Source organism: Streptomyces sp. NPDC048483, from assembly GCF_040651455.1.
Taxonomy (GTDB): Bacteria; Actinomycetota; Actinomycetes; order Streptomycetales; family Streptomycetaceae; genus Streptomyces.
Map to the genome: position 1 here is coordinate 25,334 of NZ_JBEZJZ010000070.1, position 17,003 is coordinate 42,336.

General features: G+C 70.4%; 11 protein-coding genes and 1 pseudogene. 3 read left to right on the top strand and 9 right to left on the bottom strand.

Going from position 1 to position 17,003, the window contains the following annotated elements; all coding sequences use genetic code 11:
• Positions 1 to 112: 112 nt before the first annotated feature.
• A pseudogene (locus AB0D04_RS28705) lies at positions 113 to 300 on the top strand (transposase); the annotation flags it as partial.
• 171 nt (positions 301 to 471) lie between these two features.
• Here AB0D04_RS28705 and AB0D04_RS28710 read toward each other — a convergent pair.
• From AB0D04_RS28710 to AB0D04_RS28725, 4 genes are all read right to left on the bottom strand, one after another.
• Positions 472 to 1,122, bottom strand: a complete 651-nt coding sequence (locus AB0D04_RS28710) for a LysE family translocator (RefSeq protein WP_362708960.1) — start codon at positions 1,120 to 1,122, stop codon at positions 472 to 474.
• 153 nt (positions 1,123 to 1,275) lie between these two features.
• Entirely contained in the window at positions 1,276 to 2,595 is a 1,320-nt protein-coding gene (locus tag AB0D04_RS28715; protein WP_362708963.1) for an MFS transporter, read from the bottom strand.
• Positions 2,592 to 4,610 (bottom strand): PEP/pyruvate-binding domain-containing protein, encoded by a 2,019-nt coding sequence (locus AB0D04_RS28720; protein ID WP_362708966.1) that lies wholly within the window; start codon positions 4,608 to 4,610, stop codon positions 2,592 to 2,594. The genes AB0D04_RS28715 and AB0D04_RS28720 overlap by 4 nt, the downstream gene beginning before the upstream one ends.
• Positions 4,607 to 5,980, bottom strand: coding sequence for an ATP-grasp domain-containing protein (locus AB0D04_RS28725; protein ID WP_362708969.1), 1,374 nt, complete (start codon positions 5,978 to 5,980; stop codon positions 4,607 to 4,609). Before AB0D04_RS28725 ends, AB0D04_RS28720 begins: the two co-directional genes overlap by 4 nt.
• A gap of 361 nt (positions 5,981 to 6,341) precedes the next feature.
• On the opposite strand from AB0D04_RS28725, the gene AB0D04_RS28730 reads away from it, so the two are divergent.
• Positions 6,342 to 7,622 (top strand): PAS domain-containing protein, encoded by a 1,281-nt coding sequence (locus tag AB0D04_RS28730; RefSeq protein ID WP_362708972.1) that lies wholly within the window; start codon positions 6,342 to 6,344, stop codon positions 7,620 to 7,622.
• Positions 7,623 to 8,138: 516 nt separating this feature from the next.
• The gene (locus AB0D04_RS28735; RefSeq protein ID WP_362708974.1) at positions 8,139 to 8,726 is read left to right on the top strand and encodes a response regulator transcription factor; all 588 of its coding nucleotides are present in this window, start codon (positions 8,139 to 8,141) and stop codon (positions 8,724 to 8,726) included.
• A 164-nt stretch (positions 8,727 to 8,890) separates the two neighbouring features.
• On the opposite strand, the gene AB0D04_RS28740 is transcribed toward AB0D04_RS28735, so the two are convergent.
• The 5 genes from AB0D04_RS28740 to AB0D04_RS28760 form a co-directional block, all read right to left on the bottom strand.
• Positions 8,891 to 10,750 (bottom strand): ABC transporter ATP-binding protein, encoded by a 1,860-nt coding sequence (locus AB0D04_RS28740; protein ID WP_362708976.1) that lies wholly within the window; start codon positions 10,748 to 10,750, stop codon positions 8,891 to 8,893.
• Entirely contained in the window at positions 10,747 to 12,507 is a 1,761-nt protein-coding gene (locus AB0D04_RS28745) for an ABC transporter ATP-binding protein (RefSeq protein WP_362708979.1), read from the bottom strand. The genes AB0D04_RS28740 and AB0D04_RS28745 overlap by 4 nt, the downstream gene beginning before the upstream one ends.
• Before the next feature lie 127 nt (positions 12,508 to 12,634).
• Positions 12,635 to 12,763, bottom strand: coding sequence for a SapB/AmfS family lanthipeptide (locus AB0D04_RS28750; RefSeq protein WP_238570329.1), 129 nt, complete (start codon positions 12,761 to 12,763; stop codon positions 12,635 to 12,637).
• Positions 12,764 to 12,825: 62 nt separating this feature from the next.
• Positions 12,826 to 15,426 (bottom strand): class III lanthionine synthetase LanKC, encoded by a 2,601-nt coding sequence (gene lanKC, locus AB0D04_RS28755; RefSeq protein ID WP_362708981.1) that lies wholly within the window; start codon positions 15,424 to 15,426, stop codon positions 12,826 to 12,828.
• A 736-nt stretch (positions 15,427 to 16,162) separates the two neighbouring features.
• Positions 16,163 to 16,471, bottom strand: coding sequence for a hypothetical protein (locus AB0D04_RS28760; RefSeq protein ID WP_362708984.1), 309 nt, complete (start codon positions 16,469 to 16,471; stop codon positions 16,163 to 16,165).
• Positions 16,472 to 17,003: the final 532 nt, after the last annotated feature.

Consider the following 17,003-nt stretch of genomic DNA (forward strand, 5'->3'; position numbering starts at 1 on the left):
TCCTTGGTTCCTCGTCCCCCCAGTTCCCATAGCCCAGCACACTACCGGGCCCGTCCTGTGGGCCGGCACCCTTCCCTGCCAAGGGGAATGGGGGACGGCAAGGGGGCCGCTGACGGAACCGAATCCGACCGGCCGCGGCAAGCCGGGATCGGAAATCCACCTGATCACTGACCGGAACGGACTGCCACTGTCCCTCCGTGTCTCCGCGGCCAACCTCCATGACAGCCAGGCTCTGCGACCACTGGTCCATGGCTTCGAAGCCGGGGCATCACCCACCGCATCGCCCGCAAAGGGATCGAGCCCTCTCATCGGCCGGGACGCCAACGCCTGCCCCGGCGCCCTGTTCAAGTGCACCAACATCCCGCAAGCGCCGTACGAGTTCTCGAAGATCTTCTCGCAGTAACATCGGCTGACATCGGTCAGCTCACCTGCGGTGGTCGCCCTCAGCGCCCAGCTGTCGGCTGTCAGCTGTCAGCGCAGGGCGACCACCGCGCCCGTTCGTTCGGTGGCGATCCTGACGGCGAAGCCCGCCAGCGCGGTGCCCATCGCATACCGGTGCAGGCGCTGCCAGAGCGGATGCCGGGCGAAGAACCCGGCGACGGAGCCGGCCGTCACGATGAAGAACGCGTTGCCCGCGACCCCCACCGCGATCTGGGTCAGCCCCAACAGCAGCCCCTGCAGGCCGACATGGCCGCGCGTCGGGTCGACGAACTGCGGCAGCAGCGAGATGTAGAGGACGGCCACCTTGGGATTGAGCAGGCAGGTGAGGAAGCCCATCAGGAAGAGCTTGCGGGCCCCGTCCTGCGTCAACTCCTGGGTCGCGACAGCGGATCGGTTGCCCGGCCGGACGGCCTTCCAGGCCAGCCAGAGCAGGTAGCCCGCTCCGGCCAGCTTGATCGCCAGGTAGATCTCCGGCACCAGCGCGAAGACGGTGGCGATACCGGCGGACACCGCGAAGAGGTAGGCCAGGAAGCCGAGAAAGACCCCGGCCAGCGAGATCAGCCCCGCCCGTCGGCCCTGGGCGATCGAGCGGGAGACCAGGTAGATCATGTTCGGCCCCGGCGTCAGCACCATGCCGAGCTCCACCACCGCGATCCCCGCTAGTGCTCCCAGCCCGATCACAGCACAGCCTCCGTACACGCGTTCGCCTGGACGCAACCTAGCAGCCCACGGCCATGTGCGGCTCAGTGTGCCGAGCCGAGACAGCTGTCACCTCGCCACGCCAACTGTGACCAAGGTCGAGACCGGCGAAGTCGCGGCACGAGGTGACCCTCTTCACCGCACCGCAGCAGGGCGCCCCTCACGCGGCACGAAGCGCATTTCGGCAGTCAGCCTGCGGGCACGGGACCGGGCAGAGCGTCGTACGGCCAGGTGCCAGACGGCCATCAGGACGCCGGTCAGCAGGGCGCTGTGCCACAGCAGGGCGTCCAGCCGGCCGGCCGCGAGGTAGGCACCCGCGGCCACGGCCGCCAGGGCACACACGGCGCGGTCGACGATGCTCTCGACGGAGAGCAGGGTGGCACGTGGTGCGCCAGGGGGAATGGCATCGTTCACCAGCTTGCGCTGGAGCGGGTAGGTGAAGCCGCAGACGGCGGCGAACAGGCAGAGCAGAACGACGACGGTCCACGGGCCGCCGAGGGCGAAACCCGCCAGTGTCCCGGCCATCGCGAGGCTGAGCAGTGTCACCCATGCCGCCGGCCGCAGCCGCGAAGTGAGCCACTGCGGGCGGGCCGAGGCCACCGCCTCCGCGACGGTCATGGCGGCCAGTACCGCGCCGTGCGAGCTCTCGCCGATGCCGTGGTTCAGCAGCACCGGCTGGAAAAGGTTGACCTGGCAGAGCCGGGAGAGGGTGAAGACCGCTACTCCCTGGACCATGACCAGGGCGAGCCACGGGGTGGCGCGTAGGGTGCGCAGCGCCGCCGTGGCGTCGTGCAGGGCCGCGGGGCGGCGGCGCGGGGCGGCGACGTGCGGGGCCGGGGCACGGCCCGGCAGGACCTGGGCGCAGAGGAGCGAGCCGGCGGCGCTGCCGGCGCTCAGTGCGTACGGTGCGCCGTGCACGAGGTCCATGAGCGGGCCGACCAGCGGCCAGCACAGCACCTTCGCGCCCAGGCCCCACGCCCTCGCCTGTCCCTCGGCCTTCAGGTAGTGCTCGCCCGCGCCTTGGGCGTGCAGGCTGTCGTAAAGGTAGGCGCTGGCGGCACCGGAGGTCAGGGAGCGTCCGGCGGCGATCGCCAGGAAGTGCGCCAGGAAACCTGTGTACGTGGGAGCGAGGAGGGGGGCAAGGTTCGCCGCGGTCATCACCACGGCACCGGCGCGCAGGCAGTTGCGGGCCCCGATGCGGTCGGCCACCAGTCCCGTCGGAATCTCGAACAGGCAGAAGGCGATGTAGTAGATGCTCTGGATGCCGAAGATCTGTCCGTCGGAGAGGCCCGCCTGCCGCTGGTAGGCGTAGAAGACCGGCATCCACCACAGGAGGTTGAACAGCAGCTGGAAGGCGTTGTTCAGGCGGATGATCCGGCGGGCCCGTGGGGTCAGGGGCCGGGGCACGGTCCGCGGTGTACCGGCGCTGCCTGGGTGGGTGCTGCGGCGGCTCATCGTGCGTAGGGGCGGATCTGGACCAGGTGGAACGCGCCCTGATCGGTCATCAGCCACTCGATGTCGAGCGGACGGTCCACGTCCGGTGCGCTGAAGTGCGACTGGAGCAGCCGGCCGGCCAGGGCCAGGTGCGCCAGCCTCTCCCGTGTGGCGGCGGGCAGGTCCGTCCCGGACGAACCGAGCGCGACGGTGCGGCCACCGCCCTCGACCGTGTTGTAGAGGTATTGAAGGGGCAGCGCCGTGCCGTCGACGACGGCCTCGGGCGATCCGGGCGAGCAGTTCAGGCAGACGTTGCGGAAGTCCGAGCGCCTGGTCGGGTTGCAGGTCACCAGCACCCCGCCGAGGGCGGCCGGCGCGTACGGCTGGACGATCACGCCCATGTAGGTGTCGTCGGGGGAGATGCCCGCCTGATGGCGGAGCCGAACGCTGCGCGGCGACAGCAGGGAGGCCCACACCTCACGCACGGCGTCGAGGAGCTGGTCCGCGCCGTACACAGAGGTGACCGACGTGTAGACGCCCGCCGCGGAGAAGCCGGGCAGGTCCTCGGCGTTGGCGGACGAGCGGACCACGAGACGGTGGCCGGCGGCCGGCCCGATGGGCAGTGCCCGGACGATTTCGCGGGCCACCTCGTCGGGGAGGGCGGTGGTGCGGACGAGCTGTTGCAGCCGCAGGCAGAGCGGATCCAGGGCCTCGGGGGCGTCGCCGTCGAGGGCCGCCTTGAGGCGGATGACGCCCTCGCGCAGTGCCGGGGAGGAGAGCAGGAAGCGGTGCTGCAGGCCGAAGGGCAGGGCGATGCCGTCCGGGGCGCTGACGGTATCGGCCACGAAGTCGGCCGCCGCGGCCCGGAGTTCGCTGGGGGCCGCCGGGTTTGTGGTGCCAAGACGGGCGGCCAGATGCCGGTAGAGGTCGGGGCGGGGCGGTCGCGGCTGCCCGTGGAAGGCGGTGAGGTCGGCGGTGCGGGCTTCCAGGACGTGGTGGAGCTCCCCGAGGTGGGCCGCCTTGGTGCCGTAGCGGTTCTGATCCGCGAGGCGCAGCCGGCGCAGCGGTCGCGCCGAGATGTCGTCCAGCAGCGGCGTCCGCAGCCGGATCTGCTGCCGGTGCCGGGCCGGTGCGGCCGGTACCGCCGCCGGGGCGAGCGGGACGAGGCTGATGTCGTCCTCGGTGACCCGGTAGCGGACCCAGCCGCCGTCCAGGCCCTCGGCCTCGATGAGCCGGTCCAGGTCACGGACGATGGCGTTGGGGATGCCCCAGCCGGAGGCGAGGACGTTGGTGTGCGAGAGCGGGGTGGTCGCCGCGGTGTTGATGAAGCCCGCGACGCGAGGGACGTCGTCCGGCAGGCACGGCATGGCCAGGATGTCGGATCCGCCGAGTGTGGCGGCCGCGGCCGCGTACTCCTCGGTGGTACGGAAGTGGCGGAGCCGGCCGGCGGCTTCGCCGGGATTGAGTGGTGTGCGGGTGCGATGGCCGAAGAGCTCATGGCTGAGGATCCGCGGCACCCGGACGTCGCTGATGGGGGCGAGGGCCTGCTCCTGACCGTGGTTCGCCGGTTTCAGCAGGAGCGGCAGCCGGCCGTCGAGCCGGTGCCGGACGCACGTGTAGAACTCCTCCAGCAACGGACCGTCCATCGTGTCGGCCTCGGTCGTCTCCAGTACGAGGAAGGGCCGGCGGCGGCCCTCGGTGTCCTCGTCTGTGTGCAAGGAGAGCACTCCCAGCAGGAAGCGGCGGTCGGGGGCCATGTAGACGGAGGCGTTGAAGGCGTCCAGGCAGGAGTCCAGCTCCACCGGTTGCATGCCGAGGACGCGGGTGGCGATGTAGTCGACGTGGAAGGGGTGGACGGCGGTGTCGAGCAGGTGCCAGGTGTCCTCGACGCGGTCCACCACGACCTTGAGGTACGGATGGCCGGCCAGGGTTCCGGCCAGGCTCCGGAACAGTGGCAGGGCAAGGTGTTGGCCGACGGCCGTGCGGTCGGCGACGGGACGCGGAGCGGCGGCCGGCGGGACGAGGGTGGTGCTCATGAGCGGGCCTCCGTGGCGCCGGCAAGGGGCAGGATCTTCGGCAGGGCGTGCACCAGGGCCTGGAAGTCGCGGAGCACGGCTCCTGGGTCGGTGGCGGAGAGCAGGCACAGCGCCGCCATCGTGTTGGCGCCCGCGGTCGGGTCGTACACCGGCACCGGAGCGCCGTCCGGGAGCGAGTTGTCGGCCACTACGGACAGCCGGCCGGCGGCGCTGACCGGCAGGGTGTCCCGTACCGTCGGGAAATCCCAGACGCGGCGGTCCGGCCAGGCGTTACCGGCGGCGTCGACGGCGAGGACGACGAGCGAGCCGGCCGCACCGCGCGCCTCCTGGGAGGTGAGGGCCTGGGCGGGCCATACGACCGGGCGTCCCAGCAGGTGGTCGACGAGCATGCCGATGAGGTCCAGGCCGAAGACCTCCTCGATCTGCGGAACGGTCATCGCGCCACCGAAACGTGCGGCGGTCTCGATCACCCACATCCGGCCGTCCGCACCGAGCTTGACCTCCGTGTGGGTACCGCAGTTCTCCAGGCCGAGCGCGTCGACGGCTTCGCGGGCGAGGGCCACGATGCGCCGCTGGGCATCGTCCGGCAGCGGCGCGGGGGTGATGCCGGCGCGCTCGGTGAACGGCGGCACGGTCGGCATCCGGCCAGTGAGACACACCGGGCGGAACTCCCCGTCGGCGACGACCCCCTCGACGCTGACGTAGTCGCCCCAGCCGCTCTGCCCGAACCAGCCGTCCGCGGTGCCCACAACGATTTCCTCGACGAGGAAGTCCGCACCGGCGCCGGCCACGTGGAGTTCGGCGTAGCCCAGCTCCGCGGATTCGGCCATCACGGCATTCGCCCGGTCCCAGGCCGCCGGTATCTCGTCGGCGGAGCGAATGATCTGGTGTGCGGTGGAGCCCGCGCTCCAGGCGGACTTCAGCAAGAGGGGAAGGCAGAGCGTGCCGGCCGCGGCGCGGAACTCCTGCTCGTCCGCCACGGGGCGAAACCGCGGCTGGGAGATGCCCCGCTGCATCCAGGCGCGGCGCATCAGCCGCTTGTCGCGGGCGAGCGCACTGGATCCGCCGGCCCCGGCAAGGCCGAGCTTCGCACAGGCCTCGGCGACCGCGACGACCGCGTACTCGGAGAAGGTGACGATCGCGTCCGCGCCGACGGCCTCGGCCCGGGAGACGATCAAGGACACCAGATCGTCCCGCTCGGCCCTGTCGGGGTTCACCACCGAGGCGCACAGCCGCTCGGCGGCCGGGGCTGCGGTGGACGGCAGCGTGCTGAGCGCCAGCAGGTGCACTGCCGACCGCGCGGCGACCCGTGACAGGGCATACCCCAAGGGCGGACCGCCCTTGGCATACACGAACAGCACAGTGCTCACTGGAATCCGACTCCTCTACAGGCGGGTGGGGGCCGTACCTACCGGTGGACCGGGGCGGCCGACGACGCCGGATCCGCTGTCCGTTCGCCGTACCTCAAGCGAAGCAGCCGGGCGCCGCCCGCTGCGCCACGGCGGGCCTCACGCACTCAGGCAAACGCCAGAGTTGTGGACTTCGCGGTCAGCCGGTGGAGATTCCGTGATGCTGTATGGCGGTGGAGGGAGTGCGTCCGGAGGCCGGACACATGCGCCCAGATCGGCCGAGAAGTGCGTATGCGCCCGGGGAGCGCCGGATACGCATGGCGGTGGCGCGGCATACGTGCCGTCGCTGGACTCGTGAACTCATCACCACAGAGAGGTCGTTGTGGACGAGACCGGTCTGAATTCGCTGCTCGAGCACCTTCCGGCGTCCTGGTGGGAGGCCGACCGTGAGCTGCGTGTGATCGACAGCGGCGGTGGCGCCTTCGACGACACGGGGACCGCGCAGCGCTTCCTGGACACCGTGCGCCAGAAGCCATACGGCCCGTCCGCCGCCGGACTCAGCCACTGGCAGGCGCAGTTCGACGGCCGGCTCTTCGACGTGCACTGGCCCGTCGGGGCGCCGCGGCAGGGGCGCTCCCTCGGACTCGCCGTGGAGGTGGGCACCGGTCCGGCCGCCGACCGTCGTTACGACGCCTTCGCCGACCTGGCCCCCGCCGCGGCCTTCATCCGGGATGCCGGCGGTCACCACCTCTGGGCGAACCACGCCTACGCCCACCTGTACGGCACCACACCGGAGCAGATCATCGGCAAGCACGTCGAGGAGGTCGACTCCCCCGTCGACGCCGCACGGGTCCTCGCCCTCGACAACGATGTGCTCACTCGCGGAAAACCGGTGCGGCACACCCTCACCTATCACCGCCCGGACGGCAGCAGCGGGCAGGCGGCCGGTCATCGCTTCCCCGTACAGGAAGGCACCGAGACCTGCGTGGCCGGCATCTACATCGACATCAGCGACTACACCCGCGCACTCCACCAGCGCCGGGAGGCAGAGGAAAGCCTGTGCGCGCTGCGCGATCACAGCGGGCTGCCGTGCGCGCTGATCTCCGCCGGCGGCCGGATCCAGCAGGCGAACGCGGCGGCCGCCGAACTGCTGCAGATCCGGGTGTCCGACCTGGTCGGCCGCCGGGCCGACAGCGTACTGGCGCCCGTATCGCAATCAGCCGGTCTGTGGCGCGGCTGGCGCGACCTGATAGTCCGCCGCAGCCGACGGATCCAGACCTCCGCCGTACTCATCGACGCCCACGGTCGGCAGCGCAGGGCCCGGCTGCATCTGACGACGGTGGGGCGAAGCGCGGCCCGCGCCACCGGCGTCTGGGCGGTCATCACCCACCAGGGCATCGCCCACCCGCCCCATCCCGACCTGACGGCAAGCCAGGAACGTATTCTGTCCCTGCTGGCGGCCGGCCGCAGCAACGCGGACATCGCCACCTCGCTGCACCTCTCCCGGCAGACCGTCGACTACCACCTGAGCCGCCTACGGGACCTCCTGGACGCTCCCAACAGGTGCGCGCTGGTCGCTCGCGCCTACGCCCTCGGCATCCTCGCTGCCCAGACCTGGCCCCCGCGCGCGGCGACCATCGGCCCGGCGCTGAAGTCCACATGAAGGGCCCGGCAGCCGACCCACCCAGCAACGGTCACCTGGCACCTGCGCCTCACCCGTAACAGGCGCAGGAAACAACCCGCTAAGCGGCCATCGCACAGATGGCGGGAATCGCTCCGTCTTTCGTCACATGCGCTTTCCGGAAGCAGACCCCTTGGTGTGTGAAGTTCCTACGACACCGCCATCCCCCGGGCACGCGTGGATCGGCCGTGGCCACTTCGTCCGCGCACTGACCGACGGGCTTACCAACGGTTACCGTCCACGATGCGAATTGTGGAGTCCGGTCAGCGTGACAAGGAATGAACGAGGCAGCATCCGGGCGTGATGACACGGTTTCCAGTCAGATCCAACGAAAGTCCATCTGGCGGGAATGCCAGCCGTGACAATTCAGCAGGGCATCGATCGGGGCTGAAACCGTGTGCTGCGGCAGAGGCCCATGGAGTGGCACATCGCCTGTTGTTTCACGGGCAACGTTCGGCAACGGGGCAGACACGCAAAAACAGAAACGAAGGGGCGAACGTGATCCGGGTCTTGGTGGTGCACGAAACGCGGCTGCTGCGCTCGGCGCTCACCGCGCTGTTGCGCGACGAGGAGGGCATCGACGCTGTCGCCGCCTGCTGGAGAACCGCACCCGGGCGTGCCCGTTCCTTCCGGCCGCAGGTGTGCGTCGTGGACGTGGACTGCGCGGGTTCGGTGTCATCGGCGGACCATCCGGGCGGCCCGGGGTGCGCGTTGCTGGTTCTGGTCAGTGCCTGCCGGCCCGGCACCCTACGCCGGGCCATCTCCGCACGCGCGCGGGGCTTTGTGGACAAGGACGCGCCACCGGCGCGGCTGCTGCACGCCATAAATCTGGTGGCGGCCGGGAAGCGCTATGTCGACCATTCGCTCACACCGGATTTCCTCGAGGCCGCCGACATGCCGCTGACGCCACGTGAGTTGAGCGTGCTGTCGCTCGCCGCAGGAGGCGCTTCCGTCTCCGAGATCGCCCGTGAATTGCATCTGAGCAGCGGGACGGTACGTAATTACATGGCGGCGATCAATCGCAAAACCGGTGCTCGAAACCGGGTGGACGCCATACGCATATCGCAGGGGGCAGGCTGGGTCTAAAGGCAGGCTGCTTGTGTTCCTGGTGAGCCTTGGCTTTGCGCAACGTCGCGTCACGGCTTTGCGCAACGTCGCGTCACGGCTTGCGCGAAGTGGCGTTCACGGCTTGCGCGAAGTGGCGTTCACGGCTTGCGCGAAGTGGCGTTCACGGCTTGCGCGAAGTGGCGTCATCCGCCCGGAGGGCGTGACTTTGCGGAGAGTCCCGCACTACGCTCACGTGTCCCCGGCTGCCAGCTTCCTGCCAGGTCGCGATAGAGGACCGAGCGGCCGAGCAGTTCGTCATGGGTGCCGCAGGTGGCTCGGGCGCCGTCGAGCACCAGGATCCTGTCGGCCCGGCGAGCCGAGGTGATCCGGTGCGCCACGACGATCAGAGTTCCGGGGCGCTCCGCGAAGGCGCGTTCGGCCCGCATCTCCGCCGCCGGGTCGAGGTGGCAGGTCGCCTCGTCGAGGAGGACGAGCGGGGCGGGTGACAGATGGGCCCTGGCCAGTGCGATCAGCTGCCGCTCGCCCTGGGACAGGGTGTTCGGATCGAGCTGCGCGTCCCATCCGCCCAGCCGGCACACCAGTTGGCCCAGGCCGACGGCGTCCGATGATGTCTGCAACGCGGACGTCGGTGCGCCGTCGGGGCACAGATAGCCCAGGTTCTCGCGCAGGGTTCCGGAGAAGACGTAGGCCTGTTGCGGGATGAGGACGCGCGGCAGGGACGGGCCGGATCCTGCGCGGACCGGGCGGCCGGCCACGCGTATCTCGCCGTGGGCGGGTTCGAGCAGGCCGGCGACGAGAGCGGTCAGGGTCGACTTTCCGATGCCGCTCGGCCCCACCACGACGAGGTGCTCGCCCGGTTCGACGGTCAGGTCGAGATCGTGCAGCACGGGCTGCGCGGCGGGCCCGTAGGCGAAGGTCACCGCCCGCAGTTCGACGCGGGGGCCGCCGGGCGCGGCGGGGACGAGGGGTGGGACAGGGGCGAGAGAGGGGGCTGCGACCAGGGGCGCGGGATCCGGTGTGGTGGTGGAGAGCGGCGCTGCGGTGGGGGTCGGCTCTACGGTGGCGGTGGCCTCCGGGTCCTGGGCGGGGCCGGTGGTGAGCCGGTCGAGGACCACGAGCAGCCGGGTGCCGGCCGAGCCGAGCGCATTCATCAGGGTGTGCAGTGCAGGCAGCAGGGACTGGGTGAGATAGGTCAGCGCGCCCAGTACGACACCAGCGGTGAGTCCTTGCCGCAGCAGCCAGGGCGCGGTGACCAGCAGCAGCAGGATCGGCAGTTGGCCCGCCAGGCCGAGCGCAAGACAGCGGACGGCGGCCCAGCCCGCCAGCTGTCGTGCCGCGCAGGCCTCGTCCTCGATCAAGCCGTGGGCCCGCGCCGCGGTCGGCTGCTGCGCCCCGCAGGCCACCACGTCGCGCAGCCCCTCGGCGACGGTCCCGAACTGCGTCGACAGATCCTCGTCCGCCTGCAGACAGGCGCGCTGGCGGGCCGCCATCGGCCGGAGGGTGGCCAGGAAGAGCAGCAGCCCGGCGGCGAGCGGAGGCATGACGATCAGCAGCAACAGGGGGGCCAGGGACAGGAGTCCGAGCACCGCGCCGGCAGCGGTGAACACGAAGGAGCGGGCGCCCAGGACCAGTCCGGCGAAGCTGTCCCGGGCGATCTCGGTCTGGTTGGTCAGCCGGGAGACCACGGCGCTGTCCGCCGCGCGAGCCGGATGCGCCACCGCTTGCGTCAGCGAGCGCGACACCACCTGACGTATCAGGCTGTCGCGCAGCGGCTCGACGAGGCCGGCAAGGCCGCGGAAGACCCCTCGGCCGGCCAGGCCGCCGGCAACGACGGCGAGCGCGGAGACGGCCAGCCAGGCCAGCCCGACGCCGGTATCGCCGGCCAGAAAGCCCTGGTCCAGGGCCTTTGCCACGCCATAGCCGCTGAGGAAGGTGTGTGCGGACTCCAGCAGTGACCAGCCGGCCAGCAGCAGTAGTACGCGGGTCCGGCGGCGGAGAAAGCGCATCGCCCGGGGCTGCAGTCGTGCCGTCGGCGTCGTCATGCGGCGGTCCGGGAGTCCGCGTCGTCGGTATGGGCGAAGACCGCTCGGTAGTCGGCATCCGCCCAGAGACGGTCGTGCGGGGCGACGGCGCGCAGTCGGCCGTTCTCCATCCAGGCGACGAGATCGGCGCGGGCGGCGGAGGAGACGCGATGGGCGATCAGCAGCCGGCTGCCGGTCCTTACGTCATGCACCAGGGCCCGGCTGACGTGGAGTTCGGTGACGCTGTCCAGGCTGGAGGTGGCGTCGTCCAGGATGAGCAGACGGCCGGCATGGGCGAAGGCCCGTGCCAGGCCGAGGCGTTGGACCTCCCCTCCGGACAGCGGGGCCCCGGCGAGCGGCGTGCGGTATCCGTCCGGAAGCAGCCGGACGAACGAGTCCGCACCGGCCGCGCGGGCGGCGGCCTCGATCGCATGGGCCGGGGGCTCGTAGGGGCCGAAGCCGATGGCGGCCCCTACGGTGGCGCCGAACAGGGCGGGGCGTTCGAAGGCGTAGCCGATCTCGCGGCGCAGCTGGGACGGATCGGCCTCGCCGAGCGGTACGCCGTCCAGCAGCACCTGTCCGCCGTCAGGGTCGGTGAGCCGTCCCGCGACGGCGGCGAGCAGCGACTTGCCCGACCCCGAGTGCCCGACGACAGCCATGGTCGTGCCCCCTGGCACCACCAGGTCGATGCCGTGCAGCGAGGGGGCACCGCCGCGGACGACAGTGACCGCACGCAGTTCGAGCCGGCCGCAGCCGTCGGCGGGCAGCGGCCGGGAGCCGTGGGCTGCCGCGGGCAGGGCGAGCAGTTCGCCGATGCGGTGGGCCGCGGCGCGGCTGCGCACCAGGGTGTTGAGCTGTCCCACCACCCCGCCCAGTCCGGCGGTGAGGGCGGCGTATCGGGAGGCCGCCAGCAGCTCGCCGACGGACAGGCCGCCGTACGCCAGCCGGAGTCCGCCGACGGCGAGGACGGTGGTGGTCAGCAGCGGCACCAGGATGCTGCTGCCGACCACGGCGCGACCGTATACCTGCCACATGTGCCGTCCCTGCGCGCCCAGTTCGGGAAGCGGTGCCAGGACCCGGGCCTGCTCACGCTCCGCGGTTCCGGCCGCGGCGATGGTCCGGGCGCCGCCGAGCACCTCGACGAGCCGGGTCGCGATGTCCGCCTGGGCGCGTTGATAGCGCCGGACGCTGTCGGACGATCCGCGGGCGAAGACGTGCAGCAGCCGAGTCAGCAGCGGGAGCCCGGCGAGGAACACGGCGGCCAGCCAGATGTCGGTGAGGGCCAGGAGGATCAAGGAACCGACCGGAGTGACCAGGGCGGCGAGACCGCTGGCCGTGGTGGTGGGTGCGGTCCCGGCGTCGGCGGCGTTTCCGGTGAGGCGGGTCACCAGGTCACCGGGGGTGAAGCGGTCGGTGACACGGTGCGGTGCCAGGGACATCAGATGGTCGATTCCGCGCCTGCGAAGCCAGGCGGTGCTGCGGGCGGTGGTGACGCCGCCGGTCAGCGCGACCAGTGCGTCGAGGAACACTTCCGCGAGCAGCAGCGCGGCACACAGGGCCAGCGCACCGTGGAGGCCCGGACGTGCGCCGAGCACGAGGTCGAGAGTGTGACCGAGTACGGCGGGCAGGGCGACGGCGGAACCCGCGGACGCCACGCTGAAGAGGCAGACGGCGGTGGCGCGTGCGGGGCTGTGCCGAAAGGCTCCGGTCAGGACAGAGCGGACACCCGCGTCCGGCCTGCGCCGGGCGGCCGACGGGGGCCGGGGGGTACGGGGCATAGGGGTGGGGACCTCGCCTCCAAGGGACGTACACGGGTGGCTGTGGCAGGCCCCGGACGGTGTTGCCGCCCGGGGCTCGCCCATGACTTTCGCGCTACGGATTCCGAAGCTCCGTGGCGCCGGAGAGTCAGTTACAGGTGGTGACGCTCAGGCTGCTGTCGCCGCAGAGCAGCAGGCTGGCGCGGCTGCCGGTGTGGAGCTCCTCCGTGGCCTCGGCCTTGGGGGTTTCCATCGTCTGCAGGTCGAGAAGGGTCATGGTGGTTCCTCTCATTCATGGGGACGGGGATGTTTCTCGATCGGCCCCGGACGGGGCCGGCTTCAGGACCGCCGTGGCGGCGGGAGGAAGGGCAGGTGCACGGGTGTGTCGTGCAGCGCGCTGCCCAGTGCGAGCAGACATCCGGCGGTGCCGGTGCTCAGGTCCATGGAGAGCCGCATCATCTGCTCCCCGGCGAAGGCGAGGTGCCCTCGATAGGGGACGGCGCCCCAGGAAAGGGAGTCGATCTGGCGGCGGAGATCGGCGGCGTGGGTGCCGGGGCCGCCGGCCGTGGTGCGGCTGAGGTGCAGCACCATGCCCGCCGCGCCACGGAACAGGCCGGGCTGGGCATAGAACTTGGCTTGGGCGGCCTGCACGATCTCGGCCCGCGCCCGTTCAAAGGCGTCATCCGGACGGTGGGCGAGGAAGTCGTCGAGCACCATGCCGATGCCGACGCTGCCGGCGCCGAGGTAGGGCATGGTCCGCCGGCCCTCGTCGACCTGGAGTGCGCCGCCCGCGCCGCGGACACACCGGGCCAGGTCCCGACGCAAGGCGTCGGCGGCCAGATCGAGCAGCGCGGGGTCGCCGCGGCGCTCGTACAGGCGCAGGAAGAGAAGTGCCGCTCCGCTGTCTCCGTGCAGCAGCCCGGCGCGGGGCCGCGCACCGCCTTCGGCCGACGGCGCGGCGGTGCGGAGCTTGTCGGCCACGAGCTGCGCACAGTGCAGGGCACGCTCCTCAAGGAAGCGTTCGCCGGTGGTGTGGGCCAGAGAGTCGAGTGCCAGGCCGAGGCCGGCCAGTCCGCTGTGCAGGTCCGGTGCGATGTCCTGCCGGCTCTGGGCTTCGATGGTGTCGATGAGGTCCAGGGCCCGTTCCCGGTGTCCGAGCCGATCCAGGACCCAGGCGACGCCGGAGAGGCCGTCGTAGAAGCCGAGCGAGCTGCCGGGCGCGGGGGTCTTCGTCCTGCGCAGCAGCCACTCCTCCGCCTCCGGGCAGCGCTCCGCGCCGGTCTCCGCCAGGGCGTACAGCACCCCGGCCGCCCCGTAGGCGAAGCAGGTGCCCCCTCCTGCCGTGGCGAACTGGGCGATGTCGCCGGGGAAGCAGCGGTCCTCCCGCTCGGGAGTGGCCGAGGCGAGCACAGCGCGGGCCATGGAGTCGCGGCTGTGCGGCCAGTCGCCGAGGGCTACGGGTAAGTAGTCCGCTCCCCCGCGCCGGTCCGTGTGGCCGGAGCCGCTCGCCGGCTGGCGGCCCCGGAGGATTTCGGCCACCGCCTCGTCGAGGTAGTCGCGGGGCACCGGGAACTGCGCGGCGGCGATCTGCGCGAGGTGTGCCGCCTTGCCGCGGTCCACCGCGAAGAGGCTGGTGAGCGGGAGGAACAGCGCCAGGCGCAGGCAGGCCAGGGCGTAGTGGTCGACGTCGAAACCCCTGCGGTCCGCGGGGGCGACAAAGCCCGGGTTGGCGATCACCTGGCGGCTGCATTCGTCGTCGACGGCAGCGGCCTCGAAGTCCAGGAGCACCACGGAGGACTCGTCCTCGGACATCATGATGTTGAACAGATGCAGATCGTTGAAGACGACGCCACGGGAGTGGATCGTCTTGACCGCGTCGGCCACCAGACCGTGCACACGCATGGCCCACTGGGTGTACTCCGCGAGCCGATCAGGGGTCGGATCAGCCTCGATCAGCGGGTGGCGGTGCGCGAAGAAGCTGTTCAGCGGCCGGCCTTCGATGAATTCCAGCACCAAGAAGGTGTGGTCGCCGAGGGTGAACCAGTCGTGCACCTCGGGGGCGCAGCCGAGCCCCGACAGCCTCTTCAACGCGTCCCGCTCGCGCTCCAGCCGGGTCACGGCATCTGCCTCATCGGCGGCCAGTCCGGCGTACGGCCGCGCCTCCTTGAGCACCACCCGTTGGTCCGTCCGCAGATCCCGGCCGACGTAGACCCCGCCGCCGTTGGAGAAGTGCAGCGCCTGCTCGATCTTGTACGGCAGGTCGGCGACGGTGGTGGCAGAGCGGGCGGCCAGATGCGGCTCGAGGAAATCCGGGAGGGTGACCCACTCCGGGACGCGGAACGCGGGCTCTCTGAGGTCGGGGACCAGGCGCCCGTGGTCGTCCTCGATCGCGGGGCGGAGTTCGCCCCTGTCATCGTAGCAGTGCCGCTCGGTGAAGCTGCCGTAGCGCACATACACCGGACCGGCGCCCCAGCGCAGATCGCTGAGGATGTACGGCCCCGGTTCGCCGGCGAGCAGTTCGTCCAACTCCTCGGCGATGAGGCGGCATTGCTCATCGTCGGCCGGGTAGACGGTGAGGAACTTTCCGCTGGCGCCGCGGTCGGCGTACTTGGCGTTGCGGGTGTGCAGCAGATACCGGCTCGGTATGCATTTGAAGGCCACCGAGCGCGGGACGCAGTAGTCCCAGACCTTCGCCAGCACCCTTTCGGCGTTGTCCAGGCAGGCCGAGATATGGATCTTCCAGCCCTGACTGGGGAGTTCACGGTCCAGTGGCCGGAACGCCAGCCAGTCGCCCGAGCGGTGGCGCTGCCAGCCCTCCGGCAGCTCCCGGCTCAGCGTCGCGTAGGGAGCTCCACGCCCCTTGCCGGTCGCCGACAGCCGGTGGGGAGCGTCGTAGAACTGCCGGTCGGCGTCGCAGAAGACGGCGTAACCCTTGTTCATCGCACTCCCTCGGCTCTGGTGACAGGTATGACGCTGTCATGGCGCAGGGGCGGCAAACAGTCACGTCTGTCATGAAGAACCCGTGAGAAATGCATGTTGCTGCGAATTTGCTGAGGAATGATCAGTGCAGGCGCGACAGGCGCCCTGTCATTCGACCATTCCTTCTCGGGTGCAAACCCCGCCGGCTCACCACATGTCGAAACCGGTGCTGTCGGTGCTCGCCCCTACAGTTTCCGCATGCTCACCATGGTCACTGAGACAGAGCCGGAGAACTCCCCGCGGCAACTGCTTCAGAACTGGATCGGCGATCCGCCGTATCAACTGCTGTTGTTGGAGAAGGTTCTGGTCGGCGATGACTCCCCTTCGACTACTCCCTCAAGTCGCTGGACGCTCTGGAAGCACGCGTACTGGAGCACTGCGACTGCGCCCAAGTCCCCGAGAAACGGGCGGAGTTCATCGTCCACGCTCAACACCCGGCGTATTCTCACGAACAACCTCGATCGGCATGCCAGTGACGTCGCGGACGTAGTCCTCGCTTCCGCATGTCCAACGTCAGATCGCCACCGCCTCGTCCGCCAGGCGCCGGGCCCGGCGCCGCCGGCAATGCAACGACCTCGCCCACCGAGCCCGCGCATCCTCCGCAGCCTGAGCCCGCCGTGACAAGCTGAGAGAGCCCTCACCGGCAAGGACCCCTCGCAGCACCACCTGCACATCACGGCAGCGCAGTGCGAGCTACTCACTCCACCGCATACAGCAGGTTGTACTCAGCACCATCCGCCCTGAAGTGCAGACTGCGTTCACCAGGCGTATCCGTAATCCACTGCTTCCCGAGCCTGTCATCCCTGTCCGGGCCGCCGTCCTCCCAGAGAGAGACAGCAATCGTTCCCGTGAAGTCGCAGTCATACTTGACGGTGTACATCCGGTCTCCCAGCACCGTCCCATTCCACACAGTGCCGCGATCCTGGACGACAAGCCTCGGCTCATCGAAGCCGCTCCAGCCCTCAGCCGTGACGCACTTGAGCTTCTCCAGATACAACTTGGCCATACCGTCCCCTGCGAAGAATCCTTCCCGACACCTCACACTCTGCCGAGCCTCAATAAACGATCACTAAACGCATGGACGCGGTACTCGCCGCCAAGGCGACACCCCGCCCGAGGGAGGCAGGTGTCGCCGTAGCCCCCGTCAGAGCAGCCAGTGGGCGCCAGCACCGCCAGCACCAAGGCTCTGATCAGCCACGCCACGGGCTCCGAGAGCGCCTGAGAGGCCCGCTACGTCGTGCTCTCGGCGACGCGGAACGACTGGAGCAGTTCACTGAGGGCCAGGGGCTGTTCCCTGCAACAGCTCCACCAGTTGCCTGTGGGTCATCCTCCGGTCGATGCCCTCCTGAAGCCTCAGGGTCCGACGCTTCTGCTGTGAACTCATTCCCTCGAAGTTGTCCGGCACCGGGCAGCAAGGTCGACCCGAGGCCCAACGGGAGGCTGTAACTGATCGTTTCAGAATGCGGTTCGTAGTCGTCGCAAGCAGATGATGGAGCAGGCGAGTTCGAGTAGTGCCTGGTGGAGGTCTGCGCGTATCT